The organism is Mesorhizobium sp. WSM3626 (assembly GCF_000513935.1).
GTDB classification, from domain to species: domain Bacteria; phylum Pseudomonadota; class Alphaproteobacteria; order Rhizobiales; family Rhizobiaceae; genus Mesorhizobium; species Mesorhizobium salmacidum.
Genome location: NZ_AZUY01000048.1, coordinates 1 through 18,927, shown reverse-complemented (window position 1 = coordinate 18,927; position 18,927 = coordinate 1). Strand labels below are relative to the sequence as shown.

Sequence of the window (18,927 nt, the reverse complement as noted above, 5' to 3'; positions counted from 1 at the left end):
CTACCCATCAGGCAAACGCCCACACGTCCTCGGCCTGGAAGCCAAGCTGAAAACGGCGGGCGGGATTTTCAGCGCCATTGTTAGGCAGCTACCGGAAACGATAAAAGGCCGAGCAAACGCCCGGCCCTTCCAATCATGCCACCGAGATTACTTGATGCGGGCGACGCCGCCGGAAATCTCGACGGTTTCCGAACCGGTCAGGGCTTCGAGGTCGCCGTTGGGCAAGGTGACGAAGCAACCGTTCTGGCAGAACTCGACGGTTTCGCCGCCGGCCAGCGCAAGCTCGGTCTTGCTGCCGCCCTCGGTCACGACCAGCGTGCGCGTCTCGGCGTCCTTGTTGACCGCGCTTGCGGCATGGGCCGAGCCGCTCACGGCGAGCAAAGCCACGGCGGCGACGAGAGACTTCCACATTTGCAATATCGGTGTTCCCACCGCCTCTGTTGCATTTCACAAGGCATTTTCGCCTTTGCATGGAGCTTATATGAGATGGAAGCTGAACCGCAACTGAATGCCGCATTCATGCCGCAATTGGTCTTGGCGACGTGCAACCTTGAAATTCCAAATCTAATCCGGATCGGGCTTGCGTGTCTTGCGGCCTGATTTGGCCTGACGCTTCGCCTCGGCCTCGGCTTGCGCCTTGGCCTCTTGCTGTTCGGCGAAATCGGCCTCGATCTTGTCGTCATCGGTCGGCCATGCCACGTGCTTCTTGGCCTCGACGACCGCGCGAGGCGTTGAAGGGATTTCGATGTGCTGGTCGTCGAATTTCTCCAGCACGGTGAAGCGGACGTCGTTCTGCACGATGTTGCCGTTCATCACATCGGCCAGGAACAGACGAATCTCGAATTCGAGCGCGGCGGGTCCGAAATTGGAAAACAGCACGAACGGCTCGGGGTTCTTCAGCACCAGCGGATGGCTGCGCGCGATCTCCAGCAGGACGGCGTGGACATGCTTGACGTCGCTGCCATAGGCGACGCCTACCTTGATGTCGATGCGGCCGAGCTTGTTGCGGTGCGTCCAGTTGCCGACGGCATTGTTGATCAGGTTCGAATTGGGCAGGATCACCGACTGCCGCTGGAAAGTCTCGATCTCGGTGGCGCGCACGCTGATCTTCTTGACCGTGCCGCTGACGTCGCCGGCCACGATCCAGTCGCCGACCTTGAACGGCCGCTCGGCCAAGAGGATCAGGCCGGAGACGAAATTGGACACCACATTCTGCAGGCCAAAGCCGATACCGAGGGAGAGAGCTCCGGCGACCAGTGCCAGGCTGGAGAGATCGATGCCGGCCGCCGAAATACCGACCAGCGCCGCAAGAGCAACGCCGGCATAGCCGACCGCCAGCCGGATCGAGTTGCGCACCCCGGTATCGACCTTGCCGCGCGCCATGACCGAGCCGTCGAGCCAGCCCTGGAACCAGCGCGTCAGGAAATAGCCGATGACGAAGACGATAATGCCCGACAGGATGCCGGTGACCGAAATCGTCACCGAACCGATATTGATCCCGGTTGCGAGCTTATACGCCCACGCCTCGATATCGCCAGGCTGGAAGCCCCACATCAAAAGGATCAGCGGCAGGAACACCAGCACGATCATCACGTTGATGGCGATGCTGACGACAAGGCCGAGCTGGTCAAGCGCGGTGTCCTCGTAGCTGGAATTGGCCGACAGCCAGCGACCGACCGACGTGTTGGCGAAAGCGTCCTCCTCGCCGATCGCCTGCGCCGACAGGAAGCCGATATAGGCTGTTATCAGCGCCGTGCCGGTGACAACGACCTGTTGTGAGACGAACAGCGCAAGGCCGATATAACCGAGCAGCGCCGCGACGATGGTGAACAGGCCAAGGGCGAGCGATGTATAGCGCAGCCATGCCGGCCATGGTCGCCAGCTTCCGTCACGCGCCCTGAACGGCCTCAGCATCGCCATCAGCATCAGGATGACGCCGACGGTTATGGCGGCGCCGAAGCTGCGGGCGATGGTCAGCGACAGCGGCGAGCCCATCTTGTCGTTGACTATCGACAGGAAATAGTTGGCGCCAATGACCACGGCCATGGCTGTCGCTAGCCGCACCAGCCAGCGCGCCGGGCCGGTTTCGACGGGAATGAGCCGCCAGTTCGGTAGGCGCGGCTCGAGCGCAGCATTGGTCAGCCGATTGACGCAAAACACCACGCCGATGACGGCCGCCAGCGCATTGAGGAAGAGCCCAATATCGCCGCGCAACACATTATAATAATTGAAAAAGAAAATAGTCGAACCGAGAAAGGCGGCAACCGCCAGCGTCGGCAGCAAGGTCGACCAGAAGGCCACCGAAAGGCGGCTGAGATAGGACGGGTCCTCATTGCTGGATTCGGCCTCGAACACCCGCCCGAACAGGCGCCGCCCGCCGACCAGCAGCACCAGCGCAAGGCCGAGCGCCACGAAGGTTGCCGCCAGGATGGCCTGGAACTTGAACTTGATGGCGAAGCTCAGCCAGGACGACACCGCCTTGTAGAAATTGCCGAACTCGTCGCGCGCATCGGAAAACACCTGCGGACTCAAGGCGTCCGAGAGTACGTAGCGCTTGGTCAACAGATTCCGGAACAGCGCGCTGCGCATGTTGCCGATCTTGTCGATCAGCCCGCTGATGCGGATCGACAAGGTCTGAGCTTGTGCGATGACCGCGTTGATCTCCGCCTTTTCGGACGTCAGCGCCTGGCGCTCGCCGCTGACGATGTCGGGCTCCGCCGGTTGGCCCGCGGCAGGCGGCGGCCCGAGCTGTTCGAGCCGGCTGTTGATTTCGCCCAGGCGCGTGCGGAACGCCAGCGCGCTGGTCAGCGATTGCCGCGACAATTCCTCGAGCTGCAGGCGGATATCGACGAGGTTGCTGTCGTCCTCGCCATCCTGCTGTGTCTGCTTCTCGAAATTGTCGGCCTTGGTCGTCAGGCCCTGGATGATCTTTTGCTGGTCGGCGACCAGTCCGGCGGGCGCCTGGCCAACGCCTTGCGCCGCCGCCTCGAACGACAGCGGCGCCGCAACGACAAGCGCCAGGACCAGAATGAGGCGAAGCAATCGAAAAAACATGATGGATCGGCGACTCGCGGGCGGCAAAGGCATTCAAAAAGCCTCTCCTTGATAAAGACGGCCATATCATGGGGCAAGTCACCGCGACCGATCGCACACATCAAGCGTCGGCCAGTCGAAAGGCGATGGCGCAATATTGGCTTTCTATCAGCACCCTGCTCTATAGTCTGCCGCATCGCCCGCAACGGACACCTTACACATGGCAGAGTACTCGGCCCTTTCGCTGCTCGCGAACGCGTTCAAGGGAAACAAGGACTGGAAGCCGGCCTGGCGCAAGCCGGATCCGAAGGCATCCTACGACGTCATCATCATCGGCGGCGGCGGTCACGGCCTGGCGACCGCCTACTATCTAGCCAAGGAACACGGCATCACCAATGTCGCGGTGCTGGAGAAAGGCTGGCTGGGCTCCGGCAATGTCGGCCGCAACACGACGGCCGTTCGCTCGAACTATCTCCTGCCGGCCAACACCCGCTTCTACGAACATTCGATGAAGCTGTGGGAGAACCTGTCACACGAACTCAATTACAACGTCATGTTCTCGCAGCGCGGCTGCCTGAACCTGGCGCACACGCCGGCTCAGTTCGACGATTACGCAAGACGCGGCAACGCCATGCGCCATCTCGGCGTCGATGCGGAACTGATGACGCCAGCCGAGATCAAGCGCCTGATCCCGGCGCTCGATATCTCCAATGATGCACGCTTTCCCGTCGTTGGCGGCCTGATGCAGCGGCGCGCCGGCACCGCCCGGCACGATGCGGTCGCCTGGGGCTATGCACGCGGCGCCGACCGGCGCGGCGTCGACATCGTCGAGAATTGCGAGGTCACCGGCTTCCTGCGCGACGGCGACCGCATCACCGGCGTTACCACATCGCGCGGCGATGTCAGGGCCAAGAAGGTAGCGGTCGCGGTGGCCGGCAGCACCGGCCGCGTCATGCAACTGGCCGGCGTCGAGACAATGCCGATGGAGAGCCATGTGCTGCAGGCCTTCGTCACCGAATCGCTGAAACCCTTCATCGACACGGTGGTGACGTTCGGCATGGGCCATTTCTACATGTCGCAGTCCGACAAGGGCGGCCTTGTCTATGGCGGCGACATCGACGGCTACAACAGCTACGCCCAGCGCGGCAACCTGCCCATCGTCGACGAAGTGATGAGCGAGATGCTGGCGCTTTTCCCGGGCCTAGCGCGTGTGCGCATGCTGCGCTCCTGGGGCGGCGTCTGCGACATGTCGATGGACGGTTCGCCGATCATCACCATCGGGCCCCTGCCCGGCATGTATCTCAATTGCGGCTGGTGCTATGGCGGCTTCAAGGCGACGCCCGCTTCCGGGTGGTGCTTTGCCTGGACCATCGCCAAGGACCAGCCGCACGATTTCAACGCCCCTTTCACGCTGGACCGATTTCATCGCGGCCTGGTGATCGACGACAAGGGCCAGGGCGCGAACCCGCGGCTTCATTAGGAACATTCAGTGCTGATCACTTGCCCCTATTGCGGCCCGCGCGACGTCATCGAGTTCACCTATCAGGGTGACGGCAACCGCGAACGTCCCGACCCTGCCTCACAGAATTTCGAGGCCTGGAACGCGTACGTCTACGACCGGCTGAACCCGGCCGGCGACCACAACGAGATCTGGCAGCATTCCGGCGGCTGCCGGGCTCACCTGAGGGTCGTGCGCAACACGCTGACGCATGAGATTTCCAGTGTCGCCTTCGTGCGTGGCGATCACAGCTCGGCCGCGCGCCGCAAGGCGGAGGACAAGCCATGAGCCCGCGCCGCACCGTCACCGGCGGCCGTATAGACCGGTTGAAGATGATCCGCTTCACGTTCGACGGCGTTGCCTATATCGGGCATGGCGGCGACACGCTGGCGTCCGCGCTGCTGGCCAATGGCGTCACCCTTTTCGGGCGTTCTTTCAAATATCATCGCCCACGCGGCCTGCTGAGCGCAGGCGTCGAGGAGCCCAACGCGCTGGTAACGGTGCTGAAAGGCGAGGTGCGGGAACCCAACATTCCTGCGACCATGATCGAGATCCATGACGGGTTGATTGCCGTCAGCCAGAACCGTTTCCCCTCGCTCACCTGGGATATCCATGCCGTCAACCAGCTCGGTGGCAAGCTGCTGTCGGCCGGCTTCTACTACAAGACCTTCATGGGGCCGGTTATCGGCCCGCTGAAAGGCACGCGCTTCTGGATGTTCTGCGAGCATTTCATCCGCCGCGCCGCCGGCCTCGGCAGCGCCGGATCGGCAAAGGACCCGGCCCGCTACGAGCGCATGAACGCCTTTTGCGACATGCTTGTGGTCGGCTCCGGCCCAGCCGGCCTGATGGCCGCCAAGGCCGCCGCGGACCAAGGCGCCCGCGTCATGCTGGCCGATCTCGAGCCGCGTTTCGGCGGTTCGGCCAACTGGTCCGGCGAAACCATCGATGGCGCACCCGCGGCTGATTGGGTGCACCGCACCGTCGCTCAGCTCGAGGCGCGCGACAACGTCCGGCTTCTGCCGCGCACCACGGTCTGGGGCTACTACGACAACAACACGCTTGCCGCGCTCGAGCGGGTCAGCGACCACAAGGCACAGCCCGCCAAGGGTGAGCCGCGCCATCGCTACTGGGCGATCCGCGCGGGATCCGTCGTGCTGGCTACCGGCGCCTTCGAAAGGCCGCTGGTGTTTCCCGGCAATGACCGGCCCGGCGTGATGCTGGCGCATGCGGCGGAGCGCTACGCCAACGAATTCGGCGTGCTGCCGGGGCAGCGGGTCGTGGTGTTCACCAACAATGACAGCGCCTACCGGTCGGCGCTGGCGCTGAAGCAGGCAGGTGCGGCGATCGTCGCCATCGTCGACGTGCGCCCGCAACCGTCCGCCGAGATGAGCGCCCTGGCCGGCGAAGCCGAGGCGGAATTGCTTTCCGGGCATGCGGTGGTCGCCACGGAAGGCGGCAAGGCCTTGTCCGGCCTCAAGGTCCAGCGTTTCGACATGGTCGCCGGTGCGCTGAGCGGCGATGCGCGCAGCGTCCATGCCGATTGCCTGCTGATGTCGGGCGGCTGGTCGCCGACCATCCATCTGGCCAGCCAGGCCGGCGCCAAGGCGGAATGGAACGCCGCCCGGCAGGCCTTCCTGCCGCCCAAGCCTACGCAAAACTGGATCGGCGCGGGCGCCTTCACCGGCAGCTTTTCGACGGTCGAGGCGATCGCCGAAGGGCGCGCCGCAGGCATTGCCGCGGCTGGGGGAACCGCCGCGCCGGTAGCATTGCCCGCTGTCGAGGCAACCCCTGGAGATCCAGATCCCGCGCCCGTGTTCGAAATCAAGGGCAGCGGCAAGAGCTTTGTCGACTTCCAGCACGACGTCACGGCGGATGATGTCCGCCTGGCGCATCGCGAAGGCTTCGTCTCTGTCGAGCACCTGAAGCGCTATACCACGCTCGGCATGGCCACCGACCAGGGCAAGAGCTCCAACGTCCCCGGCCTTGCCATCATGGCGGAAGCGCTCGGCAAGCCAATCCCGGAAGTCGGCACGACCCGCTTCCGGCCACCCTTCGCACCGGTCTCGATCGGCTCGCTGGCAGCCGAACGCTTCGGCGACCTCAAGCCCGAACGGCTGACGCCGATGCATGACTGGCATGTCGCCAATGGCGCGACCATGTATTCGGCCGGCCTCTGGTACCGGCCGATGATCTACGGGCTTTCAGGCGAAACCATCGAACAGGCCTACGTGCGCGAAGCCAAGGCGACGCGCGAAAGTGCGGGCATCGTCGATGTATCGACGCTGGGCAAGATCGCCGTGCAGGGCCCCGACGCCGCCACATTCCTCGACCGCGTCTACACCAACATGTTCTCGACCCTCGCGGTCGGCAAGGCGCGCTACGGTCTGATGCTACGCGAGGACGGTTTTGCTTTCGACGACGGCACCACCTGGCGGCTCGGCGAACAGGATTTCCTGATGACCACCACCACCGCCAATGCCGGCAAGGTGATGCAGCATTTGGAATATTTCCTCGACGTGATCTGGCCGGAACTCAAGGTCCACGTCACCTCGGTGACCGACGAATGGGCGGGAGCCGCGATCGGCGGGCCGAAAGCGAGGCAGATTCTGGCCGCCTGTATCACCGGCACGGCTGTCGACAATGCGACGCTGCCCTTCATGGGCATCGTGCACGGCGAGATTTCAGCTGTGCCGGTGATGATTTGCCGGCTATCCTTCTCCGGTGAAATGGCGTTCGAGGTCTATTGCGGCGCCGGCCACGGCACCCATGTCTGGGAAGCGTTGGTCGAGGCCGGCAAACCATTCGGGCTGGTCACCTACGGGCTCGAGGCGCTGGGCACGATGCGCATCGAGAAGGGCCATGTCACCGGCGCCGAGATCGACGGCCGCACCACGGCGCGCGACCTGCATCTCGACTGGATGCTGTCGAAGAAGAAGCCCTTCATCGGCTCGGCGATGATGGACCGGGAAGGTCTCGTTGCGTCCGAGCGGCTGGAACTGGTCGGCCTGATCGCGCTCGACAACCGGCCGCTCAATGGCGGCGCGCACATTGTCGAGGAGGTCGACGAAGCCAATCCGCACGGCTCGGTCGGGCACATCACCGCCTGCTGCTATTCGCCGGCGCTCGGCAAGCATATCGCGCTGGCACTGGTCAAGGGCGGCAAGGCCAGGCACGGCACGCGCGCCTATGTCTCCGATCCCTTGCGCAACCGCTTCGGTCCCGTGGAGATCGTCTCCAACCACTTCTACGATCCGGAAGGGACCCGCATGCATGGCTGAGCGTCAATCGCCCCTCGAGCCGGAGCTCCACGTCGGCTCGCACGGCAATTTCGAACATGGCGTCGAGATCCTGCTCACCGAAACCCGGCCGGGCTCGATCGTGCAACTCGCGGCATGGCCGGGCGAAGAGAAGAAACTGATCGCGGCCATCCGCGGCGTCACTGGGCTTGCGCTGCCCGACGGCGCTGGCGGCGGCTTGAGCGACGGCGTGAAATCGGTGTTCGGCTTCGCTCCGGGAAAGTTCACGGTGACCGATGAGGCCGAAGGACTGGCCGCAGCCTTCGCCAAGCCGGTGACGCCTGCCATCGGCACGGTGACGGACCTGTCGCATGGCCGCACCGCCATCCGCATTGCCGGGCCGAAAGCCGAATGGGTGCTGTCGAAATTCTTCGCCATCGACTTCGCCTTGCCCGCCTTTCCGGTCGGCGCCGGCCGCTCGACAACGCATCACGATGTCTTCGCCCAGATCCAGCGCACCGGCACCGACCAATTCGACATCTATGTCTTCCGCTCCTTCGCGCGCTCGTTCTGGGAGGCGCTCTGCCACGCCAGCGAGGAAGTCGGCTATGAGGTGCAGTAGGCGGTGTGGCCTTAGAGCCGCTGCCTCTGGCCTCAACGCCGGCTGGTTCTGCCGCTAGAGAATCCCGCCGCGGGCGCCCATGATGGAAAATGTGGCCCGCTCAACCGGTCCAAGGGGATGAAAATCCCGTCTCAGAGTCGGCATATTTGGTTCGAACATCTCCATGACCGCTGAACTATCCGCCGGCGCTACCGATCGCGCCGATGTGTCGGCCAGAGCCTTGCTCCTGCTGCCGCTGACCGTTGCCTGCGGCGTGTTCATGACCAGCCTCGACCAGAATGTCGTAGTGACGGCGCTGCCGGGCATCAGCGAAAGCCTTGGCCGTCCGCCCAGCCAGCTCGGCCTGCTGATCACCGTCTACGTCGCCAGCCTGATCATCTCGATGCCGCTCGGCGGCTGGGCCGCCGACCGTTTCGGCCTGCGCAATGTCTATTGCTTTGCCCTGCTGGTGTTTGCCGCTTCATCGGCCTTGTGCGGGCTGTCGAACGACATCTGGATGCTGGTCGGCGCCCGCGCGCTGCAGGGCTTCGGTGGCGCTCTGATGGGCACGCTCGGCCAGGTCGTGATCCTGTCGACCTTCCCGCGCAGCCGGACCTTGAAGATCAACATGTATATCTCACTGGCCGGGCAGTCCGGGCCGCTGGTCGGTCCGCTCGTCGGCGGCGCATTGACCACCTACATCTCCTGGCGATGGATCTTCTTCATCAACGTGCCATTCGCGCTCGCGGCGGCTATTCTTGCCGCCTCACTGTTTCCGACAATGACCAAGCCGGTGCGCACGCGGTTCGATTTTCCAGGCTTTGTGCTGGTCGGCGGCGGCATGGTCCTGCTGGTCTTCGGCATGGACTCGCTCGCGGCGAAAGACGCCGCCGGCAGCATGATCGCCGCCGAGCTTGCTCTGGCGCTCATCATCCTGACGGCCGCCTCCTTCTACTGCCTGCGCGTGCGCAATCCCCTGCTCGATCTCAAGCTCCTGCGCATCCGCACCTTCCGCATCTCCTTCCTTACCGGCGGCGGGCTCGACACGATCGGTCTCAGCTCCGTCGTCTTCCTGCTGCCGCTGATGTTCCAGCTCGGCTTCGGCATGAGCGCGGTGCAGGCGGGATCGCTGACCTTCGTGGCGGCGGTCGGTTCGGTGGGTATGCGTGTCTTCATGCCACGCGTCCTCAACCGTTTCGGTTTTCGCCGCGTGCTGGTCTTCAACACACCCGTTGTTGCCGCCATGGTCGCGGGCTTCGCCTTGATGCAAGCAACGACTCCGGTCTGGATCACGCTCACCTATATCTTCGTCTTTGGCGTCTTTCGCTCGGTGCAATGGGCTTCGACCGGCAACCTCGCCTATTCCGACATCGCGCCCGAACAACTCGCCCGCTTCAGCGCGCTCTACTATATCCTCTGGCAACTGGCGGTCGCGATCAGCGTCGGCCTGGCGGCTGCGATGCTGTCGTTTCTCGCCGGCGGCGGGCCGGCCGCCGCCAGCGATTTCCGGATCCTGTTCGTGATCGAGGGCATCATCACGCTCTGCGCGCTGCTCGCCTATCTCAAGCTGACGCCGCAGGATGGCGCCCATGTCAGCGGCCACGGCGCGCATATGAATACGGAATAGCGGGCCTGCGGCGGACGAAACCTATTCGCTGAACGTCACCCATTCCTCGAGCGGCTCACGGTCGGTGCGGAAGGCGTTCTCGGGCTTGGACGTGTCTTCATAGCCGAGTGCCATGCCGCAGACGACGATCTCCTCGTCGGGAATGTCGAGCACCGGCCGGATCTGCCGGTGATAGGGCGCGAAGGCCGCTTGCGGACAGCTATGGAGACCCCTGCCCCGCGCCGCGACCATGATGTTCTGCAGGAACATGCCGTAATCGATCCACGACCCCTGGTTGAGCCGGCGGTCGATGGTGAAGATCATGCCGACCGGCGCGTCGAAGAAGACGAAGTTGCGGTCGTGCTGGGCGCGCATCTTGTCGACTTCCCGGCGGCCTATGCCGAGCGCGCCGTAGAGGCCGAACCCGTTGGCACGGCGGCGGGTGAGATAAGGCTCGAAGAACTGGGTGGGATAATAGCGGTATTCGTCCCAGTCGGCTTTTTCCGCGCGGATGCCGGAATTCATGATGGCATCCGTGATCCGTTGCTTGGTCCCGCCCTTGGTGACATAGACCCGCCAGGGCTGCATGTTGGTGCCGGAAGGAGCCCGCGCCGCAACAGTCAATATGTCACGGATCGTCTCGTCGTCGACCATGTCGGGCAGAAATGCGCGCACCGAACGGCGCGACATGATCGCATCGTCGACGATCTCGGCATCAACCGCGATTCGAGCCTTCTTTTCCAGCATGGGCCGTCCCTTAGCCATTGTGTCGATCGGACGTCCCCACTCGCCGCTCGCGGCGGAGCCTTTGCATGAACCGTCAAAATCCTGCAAGCAAATCTTGAGCATTGGTGAAAATCTACTTGATTTTTTCATGAGCTTCATTTCTCATGAAATTCGATTGCAATTTTTCATGAAGTGAGCGATTTGGCCTCCCCTACCGCACGAACATTACAGGGAGCTGACGAACGAGTCCTGGCCGGCGATATCAGGGCCTTGCGCCGGGTGCGCGGGCTGACGCTGGCCGAGATCGCGCTGAAACTCGGCCGGTCGGTCGGCTGGGTCAGCCAGGTCGAGCGCGGCCTGTCGACGCCATCGCTCAGTGACCTCAGGGCCTTCGCCGAGTTGTTCGGCGTGCCGATCAGCCTGTTCTTCAGCCATGACGTGCCCGTGGAAAGCGAGCGCGGCGTGGTGGTGCGCGCCGGCAAGCGTCGCACGCTTGGCACCAGCGAATCCGGCCTGGTGGAGGAGCTTCTGTCACCGGACCTCGGTGGTAGTTTCGAGATGGTGCGGTCGGTCTTCGCGCCGGGCGCGGAGTTGAAGAGCGAGGCCCGCCGGCCGACCGAGGAGGCCGGATACATCGCGTCCGGACAGTTCGACATCGAAATAGCCGGTGTCTGGCACCGGCTCGGCGAAGGCGACTCCTTCCGCTTCGAAGGCAAGCCTTACCGCTGGCGCAATCCGGGTAGCGAGCCGGCGGTCGTCATCTGGGTGGTTTCGCCACCGGTCTATTGAGTGCATGTCGCCCAAACCGTGGAGCGGTTTTGGGATAACGACATGCATCAAACAAAAATAAAGCGCGGCGCGCTTGAAGATTGGGAGAAGAACATGGCGGGTTTGCCGAGCACGGCGCGCGTGGTGATCATCGGAGGTGGCGTTGTCGGCACCTCCTCGCTCTATCATCTGGCCAAGGCCGGCTGGACCGATTGCGTGCTCCTGGAAAAGAACGAGCTGACCTCGGGCTCGACCTGGCATGCCGCCGGCAATGTGCCGACCTTCTCCTCCTCCTGGTCGCTGATGAACATGCAGCGCTATTCGACGGAGCTTTACCGTGGGCTCGCCGACGCGGTCGACTATCCCATGAACTACCATGTCACCGGCTCGCTCAGGCTCGCCCACTCCAACGAGCGCATGCAGGAATTCCAGCGTGCCAAGGGCATGGGCCGCCACCAGGGCATGGACATAGACGTGGTCGGGCTCGACGAGATCAAGCGCCGCTACCCCTTCCTCGAAACGCACGAGTTGAAGGGCGCGCTCTACGATCCGAGCGACGGCGACATCGACCCGGCACAGTTGACGCAGGCGCTGGCCAAGGGCGCGCGCGACATGGGCGCGAAAATCATCCGCTTCTGCCCCGTCACCGGCGTGCGCCGCGAGAAGGACGAGTGGGTGGTCGTAACGGCGCAAGGCGAGATCCGCTGCGAGATCGTCGTCAATGCAGCCGGCTACCGCGCCGCCGAAGTCGGCAGGATGTTCGGCCGCGACGTGCCGATGATGGTGATGAGCCACCAGTACATACTGTTCGAGGAAATCCCCGAACTCGCCGCCTGGTCGAAAGAACAGGGCAAGAAGCTGCCGCTGCTGCGCGACGTCGACACCTCATACTATTTGCGCCAGGAAAAGGCCGGCATGAATCTTGGCCCCTATGAGCGCAATTGCCGCGCGCATTGGGCCACCCACAACGACCCCATGCCGGAGGACTTTTCCTTCCAGCTCTTCCCCGACGATCTCGACCGGCTGGAGCATTACCTGGCCGATGCGGTTGCCCGCGTGCCGATCCTGGGCACCGCCGGCCTCTCCAAGGTCATCAACGGCCCGATCCCTTATGCGCCGGACGGCAATCCGCTGATCGGTCCGATGCCGGGCGTTCCCAACGCCTTCGAGGCTTGCGTCTTCACCTTCGGCATCGCCCAGGGTGGCGGTGCCGGCAAGGTGCTGGCCGAATGGGTGACGCAAGGCCAGACCGAATGGGACATGTGGTCCTGCGATCCGCGCCGCTTTACTTCCTTTGCTTCCGCGCCGGACTATTGCGTGGCCAAGGGCATGGAAATCTATGGCAATGAATACGCCATCCAGTTCCCGCGCCACGCCTGGCCGGAAGGACGTGACAGGAAACTGTCGCCGATCCACGATCGCATCAAGGCGTTCGGCGCCCGCTTCGATGCTTATAATGGCTGGGAGCGCGCTATCTGGTACGCGCAGGACGGCGACGACGTCTCCGAGGAAGCCACGTTGACCTTCCGCCGCGACGGACCCTGGCAGCATCGCGTCCGGGAAGAGTGCCTGGCCGTGCGTGACGCCGCGGGCATCCTCGACCTGCCCGGCTTCTCGCGCTTCAACCTCGAGGGCCCAGGTGCAGCCGAGTGGTTGAGCCGGCAAGTGACCGGCCTGGTGCCGAAGCCTGGCCGCATCGGCCTCGTCTATTTCTCCGACGACAAGGGCCGCATCGTCACCGAAATGTCGGTGGTACGCCATGGCGAGGAATCCATGACGCTGATCACCGCAGCGGTGGCGCAGTGGCATGACTTCGAATGGCTGAAATCGCACATGCCCGGGGATGCGGCGTTCAAGCTGATCGACCGGACGGAGGAATTCTCCACGCAGATCCTGGCCGGTCCCAATTCGCGAAAAATTCTTGCCGATGTCTGTGATGCCGACCTGACCCTGCCATGGCTGACGCATCAAGAGACCAGGATTGCCGGCCGCTGGGCCAAGCTGGTCCGTGTCTCCTTCGCCGGCGAGCTCGGCTGGGAGATCCACACCAGGGTCGACGACACCGCCGCGATCTTCGATGCGATCTGCGCCGCCGGGCAGAATCATGGGTTGAAGCCGTTCGGCATGTACGCGCTGGATTCGCTGCGTCTGGAAAAGGGCTACCGCACCTGGAAGGGCGACCTGTCGACGGACTACTCGATCCTGCAGGGCGGGCTGGAGCGTTTCGTCAAATGGGAAAAGCCCGACTTCCGTGGCAAGTCGGCGCTCCAGAACGAGAAACAGCAAGGCGTGAAGAAACGCTTCGTCACGCTGGTGGTCGAAAATCCCGGCGATTGCGACGCGCCTTACATGTCGACGCTCTGGCATGACGGCCAGATCGTCGGGGAGACGACATCGGGGGGCTGGGGCCATCGCGTCGACAAGTCGATCGCGCTCGGCATGCTGCGCGCCGACCTGACCGAACCCGGCACCACCGTCGAGGTCGACATCTTCGGCGATCGCTTCAAGGCAGTCGTGCAGCAGGACGAGCCCTTGTGGGATCCCAGGAACGAAAGGCTGCGGGCATGAAGAACGTTATCCTCACCGATGGCGGCATGGGTCAGGAGCTGGTGCGGCGCAGCAAGTCCGAGCCGACGCCGCTGTGGTCGGCCAGGGTGCTGATAGACGAACCGGACCTCGTGCGCGGCCTACATGCGGAATTCATCAGCGCCGGCGCCCGCGTCATCACCATAAACACCTATTCGGCGACGCCCGAACGCTTGGCGCGCGAGGGCGCGGAGGACCTGTTCAAGCCATTGCAGAAGCGTGGCATCGACCTGGCCAGGCAAGCGCGCGACGAGGCCGGCGATGCGGCCATCGCCGGCTGCCTGTCGCCGCTTTTCGGCAGTTACGCGCCGGCGCTGACCATCTCCTACCAGGACACGCTCGACATCTACCGCCGTATCGTCACCGAGCAGGCGGACGGTGTCGACCTGTTCCTGTGCGAGACCATGGCGTCATCAGAGGAAGCGCGCGCGGCGGTCACCGCAGCATCGGAAAGCGGCAAGCCTGTCTGGGTGTCATGGACGCTGGCCGATCACGGCACGCCACGCTTGCGCAGTGGCGAGACGATTGCGTCGGCGGCGGAGGCGCTTGGCGATCTGCCGGTGGCGGCGCGGCTGCTCAACTGCTGCCGCCCGGAAGCGATCGCGGCGGCCTTGCCGGAACTGATCGAGCTGGGCGGCCCAGTCGGCGCCTATGCCAATGGCTTCACCTCCACCGAAGCGCTCAAGCATGGCGGCACGGTGGATGTACTGCATGCCCGCCACGACCTCGGTCCGGACGCTTATGCCGAACAGGCTGTCGGCTGGGTGGAAGCGGGTGCGGACATCGTCGGCGGTTGCTGCGAGGTCGGTCCTGCCCATATCGCCGCCTTGCGCGACCGGCTGCAACGGAACGGCTACGCGATCTCGGGAGTCTCACATGCCTAGACCATCATCGCGCATTACCGGCATCGTGCCATCGGGCAAGGACGGCTGGGAGGTTCATTTCGCCGCCTGGAACCGCAAGGAATCCGGCGAGGACATCATCATGCTGTCGGCCGGCGACCATGATTTCGACACGCCTTCGGAAACGATCGAAGCTTGTGTGGTCGCGGTCCGTGCCAGCAACCATCACTACACGCCGCTGCCTGGCCTGCCACGCCTGCGCAAGGCGATGGCGGCGGCCTCCAGCGCCTGCACCGGCGTCGAGACAATGCCGGAAGAGGTCATCGCCACGCCAGGCGGCCAGGCCGCACTTTACGCGGCCGTGCAGGCTGTTCTCGACCCCGGCGACCACGCCATCGTCGTCGCCCCCTACTATGCCACCTATCCCAACACCTTCAGTGCGGCGGGTGCCAGTTTCACCGTCGTCGAGACACCGGCCGAGGACGGTTTCCAACCCCGCGCGGACATGATCCGCGCGGCACTCAAGCCCAACACGCGCGCCATATTGATCAACACGCCGAACAACCCGACCGGTGCGGTCTATTCGCGCGAGCGGCTGGAACAATTGGCCGAGGTTTGCCGCGAGCATGACCTGTGGCTGCTGTCCGACGAGGTCTACTGGACGCTGGGCGGCGGCGAGCACATCTCGCCGCGCTCGCTGCCAGGCATGGCCGAGCGCACGCTGGTCATCAATTCCATGTCCAAGAGCCACGGCATGACCGGCTGGCGCATGGGCTGGCTGACCGGTCCTGAGACAATGATCACATTGCTGATCAACCTCAACCTGGTGACGACCTACGGCTTGCCCGCCTTCATCTCGATCGCTTGCGCCGAGGCGCTGGAGCAGCACTATGGCGTCAAGGACATCGCCGAACGCTACGCGGCACGCCGCACCGTCCTGCTCGATGCGGTACACGGAATGAACGATGTCACTGTTCGCGGTTCCGAAGGCGGCATGTATGTCATGCTCGACATTTCGGCTGTCGAACCCGACGACGAGAAATTCGCCTTCGCCTTCCTCGACAAGGAAAAGGTCGGCGTCATGCCGGGCTCGAGTTTCGGCGAAGCCGCAGCCGGCCATATCCGCATCAGCCTGTGCCAGCCCGAGCCCGTATTGCAGGAAGCAGCCGCCCGGCTGCGCCGTTTCGTTTCCAGCTACCGCCGCGAGGCCGCATGACCGCCAGGATCCTTCCCACCAAAGCGCGGGCCGTCATCGTCGGCGGCGGCGTCTCCGGCTGCTCGGTCGCCTACCATCTGGCCAAGCTCGGCTGGACCGACATCGTGCTTTTGGAGCGCAAGCAGCTGACCTCGGGCACGACATGGCATGCCGCCGGCCTGATCGGACAGTTGCGCGGTTCGCAGAACATGACCCGGCTGGCGAAATATTCGGCCGATCTCTACGTCAAGCTGGAAGCCGAGACCGAGGTCGGCACCGGCATGCGCCAGGTCGGCTCGATCACCGTGGCGCTGACCCAAGAGCGCAAGCACGAGATCTACAGGCAGGCGTCGCTCGCCCGCGCCTTCGATGTCGACGTGCGTGAGATTTCTCCCAACGAAGTCAAGGAGATGTACCCGCATCTCAACGTCTCCGACGTGGTCGGCGCCGTGCATCTGCCGCTTGACGGCCAGTGCGACCCCGCCAATATCGCCATGGCATTGGCCAAGGGTGCGCGTCAGCGCGGCGCCACCATCGCCGAGAATGTGAAGGTCACAAAGATCCATACGAAAAATGGCCGCGTCTCCGGCGTGTCCTGGGCGCAAGGCGAAGACCAAGGCACGATCGAAACCGACATCGTCGTCAACTGCGCCGGCATGTGGGCGCGCGACCTCGGCGCCCGGAACGGCGTGAACATCCCGCTGCACGCCTGCGAGCACTTTTATCTCGTCACCGAGCCGATCCCCGGCCTCGGCCGGCTGCCGGTGCTGCGCGTGCCGGACGAGTGCGCCTACTACAAGGAAGACGCCGGCAAGATGATGCTCGGCGCCTTCGAACCGGTGGCGAAGCCATGGGGCATGGATGGCATTCGCGAGGATTTCTGCTTCGATCAGTTGCCCGAGGATATGGACCATTTCGAGCCGATCCTCGAAATGGGCGTCAACCGCATGCCGATGCTGGCCACCGCCGGCATCCACACTTTCTTCAACGGCCCTGAAAGCTTCACTCCCGACGACCGCTACTATCTCGGCGAGGCGCCGGAGCTGTGCGGCTACTGGATGGCAACCGGCTACAATTCCATCGGCATCGTCTCGTCCGGCGGCGCCGGCATGGCGCTGGCGCAGTGGATCAACGACGGAGAAGCGCCGTTCGACCTCTGGGAAGTCGACATCCGCCGCACCCAGCCGTTTCAGAAGAACCGCCGCTATCTCAAGGAGCGTGTTTCCGAAACGCTCGGCCTGCTCTATGCCGACCATTTCCCCTACCGCCAGATGGCGACGTCGCGCGGTGTGCGCCGCTCGCCCCTGCATGAGCATCTGAAGGCGCGTGGCGCCGTGTTCGGCGAAGTCGCCGGCTGGGAGCGCGCCAACTGGTTCGCGCGCGAAGGCCAGGAACGCGAATATCGCTATTCCTGGAAGCGGCAGAACTGGTTCGACAACCAGCGTGAGGAACATCTGGCCGTCCGCAACAAGGTCGGCCTGTTCGACATGACCTCGTTCGGCAAGATCCGCGTCGAGGGCAGCGATGCCTGCGCCTTCCTGCAAAGGCTCTGCGCCAACGACATGGACGTGGCGCCGGGCAAGATCGTCTATACCCAGATGCTCAACCAGCGCGGCGGCATCGAGAGCGACCTCACCGTGTCGCGGCTTTCGGAGACTGCCTATTTCCTCGTCGTGCCGGGCGCCACGCTGCAGCGCGACCTCGCCTGGCTGCGCCGGCATGCCGGCGAGCAGTTCGTGGTCATCACCGATGTTACCGCCGCCGAAAGCGTGCTTTGCCTGATGGGCCCGGATGCGCGAAAACTGATCCAGAAGGTCAGCCCCAACGACTTCTCCAACGAGAACAATCCGTTCGGCACCTTCCAGGAGATCGAAATCGGCATGGGCCTCGCCCGGGCGCATCGCGTCACCTATGTCGGCGAACTCGGCTGGGAGCTTTATGTCTCGAGCGACCAGGCCGCCCATGTCTTCGAGGCGATCGACGATGCCGGCGCGGATGTCGGGCTGAAGCTGTGCGGGTTGCACACGCTGGATTCCTGCCGCATCGAAAAAGCCTTCCGCCATTTCGGCCATGACATCACCGATGAAGACAACGTGCTGGAGGCGGGCCTCGGCTTCGCGGTGAAGACGGCCAAGGGCGATTTCATCGGCCGAGATGCCGTGCTGAAGAAGAAGGAAGCCGGACTGGACCGCCGTCTGGTCCAGTTCCGCCTGAAGGATACGCAGCCGCTGCTCTTCCATAACGAGGCGATCCTGCGCGACGGCAAGATCGTCGGTCCGATCACCTCCGGCAACTATGGTCACCATCTCGGCGGGGCGATCGGGCTGGGCTATGTGCCTTGCCAGGGCGAGAGCGAGGCAGATGTGCTGGCCTCGACCTACGAAATCGAAATCGCCGGCGAGCGGTTTGCGGCGGAGGCATCGCTGAAGCCGATGTATGATCCGAAGGCGAAACGAACGAAGATGTAGCGCCTCTTCCTTCTCCCCTTGTGGGAGAAGGTGGATCGGCGCGTAGCGCCGAGACGGTTGAGGGGTGTTCCAGCGGAGTGAGACGTCGGTGTTCTCTGGAACACCCCTTGTATCTGCACGGAGGAAACTTTGTGCGAGAAGAGCGACTGAGCCTCGAACCGGATGGCCATCCGATTCGAGGCTTNGCGAAGTCGCCCGACACCCNTCCGGTTACAACCGTGGATGAGCCTGGGATCTTCGCCTTCGTCACGTACGACCGAATAGTCGCTTGGCTCCAATCGCACGCACAAGGCAGGTTACCGTGAACACGATCATATGTGGAGTGGATGTTTCGAAAGGATGGCTCGATGCCCATGTCGAGCCGAGCG

13 protein-coding genes are annotated in these 18,927 nt (G+C 63.8%); 10 read left to right on the top strand and 3 right to left on the bottom strand.

The annotated features are described in order from the left end of the window. Nucleotides 1-147 precede the first annotated feature (147 nt). Together M653_RS0125540 and M653_RS0125535 are read right to left on the bottom strand one after the other, a co-directional pair. Entirely contained in the window at nucleotides 148-411 is a 264-nt protein-coding gene (locus M653_RS0125540) for a hypothetical protein (RefSeq protein WP_027145877.1), read from the bottom strand. A gap of 153 nt (nucleotides 412-564) precedes the next feature. Further along, nucleotides 565-3,054, bottom strand: coding sequence for a mechanosensitive ion channel family protein (locus M653_RS0125535; protein WP_027145876.1), 2,490 nt, complete (start codon nucleotides 3,052-3,054; stop codon nucleotides 565-567). Between the two features lie 199 nt (nucleotides 3,055-3,253). On the opposite strand from M653_RS0125535, the gene M653_RS0125530 reads away from it, so the two are divergent. The 5 genes from M653_RS0125530 (at nucleotide 3,254) to M653_RS0125510 (ending at nucleotide 9,995) form a co-directional block, all read left to right on the top strand. Then, nucleotides 3,254-4,513, top strand: a complete 1,260-nt coding sequence (locus tag M653_RS0125530) for a sarcosine oxidase subunit beta (RefSeq protein ID WP_027145875.1) — start codon at nucleotides 3,254-3,256, stop codon at nucleotides 4,511-4,513. A 9-nt stretch (nucleotides 4,514-4,522) separates the two neighbouring features. Further along, nucleotides 4,523-4,819, top strand: coding sequence for a sarcosine oxidase subunit delta (locus tag M653_RS0125525; protein WP_027145874.1), 297 nt, complete (start codon nucleotides 4,523-4,525; stop codon nucleotides 4,817-4,819). Continuing rightward, a complete protein-coding gene (locus M653_RS0125520; protein WP_027145873.1) occupies nucleotides 4,816-7,809 on the top strand; it encodes a sarcosine oxidase subunit alpha in 2,994 nt (997 codons plus the stop codon). Before M653_RS0125525 ends, M653_RS0125520 begins: the two co-directional genes overlap by 4 nt. Further along, entirely contained in the window at nucleotides 7,802-8,389 is a 588-nt protein-coding gene (locus M653_RS0125515) for a sarcosine oxidase subunit gamma (protein ID WP_027145872.1), read from the top strand. The genes M653_RS0125520 and M653_RS0125515 overlap by 8 nt, the downstream gene beginning before the upstream one ends. Before the next feature lie 163 nt (nucleotides 8,390-8,552). Next, on the top strand, nucleotides 8,553-9,995 hold the full coding sequence (locus M653_RS0125510) for an MFS transporter (RefSeq protein ID WP_027145871.1): 1,443 nt from the start codon (nucleotides 8,553-8,555) through the stop codon (nucleotides 9,993-9,995). Nucleotides 9,996-10,016: 21 nt separating this feature from the next. Here the strand turns inward: M653_RS0125510 and M653_RS0125505 are convergent, their stop codons facing one another. Further along, nucleotides 10,017-10,721 (bottom strand): nitroreductase, encoded by a 705-nt coding sequence (locus M653_RS0125505; RefSeq protein ID WP_027145870.1) that lies wholly within the window; start codon nucleotides 10,719-10,721, stop codon nucleotides 10,017-10,019. 171 nt (nucleotides 10,722-10,892) lie between these two features. Between M653_RS0125505 and M653_RS0125500 the strand changes: the two genes are divergently transcribed. The 5 genes from M653_RS0125500 (at nucleotide 10,893) to M653_RS0125480 (ending at nucleotide 18,559) form a co-directional block, all read left to right on the top strand. Continuing rightward, nucleotides 10,893-11,489: an XRE family transcriptional regulator gene (locus tag M653_RS0125500; protein WP_027145869.1), complete on the top strand. Its 597-nt coding sequence runs from the start codon at nucleotides 10,893-10,895 to the stop codon at nucleotides 11,487-11,489. 93 nt (nucleotides 11,490-11,582) lie between these two features. Continuing rightward, nucleotides 11,583-14,036: an FAD-dependent oxidoreductase gene (locus M653_RS0125495; RefSeq protein WP_027145868.1), complete on the top strand. Its 2,454-nt coding sequence runs from the start codon at nucleotides 11,583-11,585 to the stop codon at nucleotides 14,034-14,036. Then, nucleotides 14,033-14,938 carry a homocysteine S-methyltransferase family protein gene (locus tag M653_RS0125490; protein WP_027145867.1) on the top strand — a complete coding sequence of 302 codons (906 nt, stop codon included), beginning with the start codon at nucleotides 14,033-14,035 and terminating at the stop codon, nucleotides 14,936-14,938. Before M653_RS0125495 ends, M653_RS0125490 begins: the two co-directional genes overlap by 4 nt. After that, nucleotides 14,931-16,112, top strand: coding sequence for a pyridoxal phosphate-dependent aminotransferase (locus M653_RS0125485; protein ID WP_027145866.1), 1,182 nt, complete (start codon nucleotides 14,931-14,933; stop codon nucleotides 16,110-16,112). Before M653_RS0125490 ends, M653_RS0125485 begins: the two co-directional genes overlap by 8 nt. Next, nucleotides 16,109-18,559 (top strand): FAD-dependent oxidoreductase, encoded by a 2,451-nt coding sequence (locus M653_RS0125480; protein ID WP_027145865.1) that lies wholly within the window; start codon nucleotides 16,109-16,111, stop codon nucleotides 18,557-18,559. The genes M653_RS0125485 and M653_RS0125480 overlap by 4 nt, the downstream gene beginning before the upstream one ends. The last annotated feature ends 368 nt before the right edge of the window (nucleotides 18,560-18,927 follow it).

Excerpts from the sequence above, each read along its gene's own strand:
- M653_RS0125510 (WP_027145871.1), top strand. The coding sequence starts at position 8,553 with ATGACCGCTGAACTATCCGCCGGCGCTACCGATCGCGCCGATGTGTCG.
- M653_RS0125490 (WP_027145867.1), top strand. The coding sequence starts at position 14,033 with ATGAAGAACGTTATCCTCACCGATGGCGGCATGGGTCAGGAGCTGGTG.
- M653_RS0125495 (WP_027145868.1), top strand. The coding sequence starts at position 11,583 with ATGGCGGGTTTGCCGAGCACGGCGCGCGTGGTGATCATCGGAGGTGGC.
- M653_RS0125540 (WP_027145877.1), bottom strand. The coding sequence starts at position 411 with ATGTGGAAGTCTCTCGTCGCCGCCGTGGCTTTGCTCGCCGTGAGCGGC.
- M653_RS0125480 (WP_027145865.1), top strand. The coding sequence starts at position 16,109 with ATGACCGCCAGGATCCTTCCCACCAAAGCGCGGGCCGTCATCGTCGGC.
- M653_RS0125535 (WP_027145876.1), bottom strand. The coding sequence starts at position 3,054 with ATGTTTTTTCGATTGCTTCGCCTCATTCTGGTCCTGGCGCTTGTCGTT.
- M653_RS0125505 (WP_027145870.1), bottom strand. The coding sequence starts at position 10,721 with ATGCTGGAAAAGAAGGCTCGAATCGCGGTTGATGCCGAGATCGTCGAC.
- M653_RS0125515 (WP_027145872.1), top strand. The coding sequence starts at position 7,802 with ATGGCTGAGCGTCAATCGCCCCTCGAGCCGGAGCTCCACGTCGGCTCG.
- M653_RS0125520 (WP_027145873.1), top strand. The coding sequence starts at position 4,816 with ATGAGCCCGCGCCGCACCGTCACCGGCGGCCGTATAGACCGGTTGAAG.
- M653_RS0125530 (WP_027145875.1), top strand. The coding sequence starts at position 3,254 with ATGGCAGAGTACTCGGCCCTTTCGCTGCTCGCGAACGCGTTCAAGGGA.
- M653_RS0125485 (WP_027145866.1), top strand. The coding sequence starts at position 14,931 with ATGCCTAGACCATCATCGCGCATTACCGGCATCGTGCCATCGGGCAAG.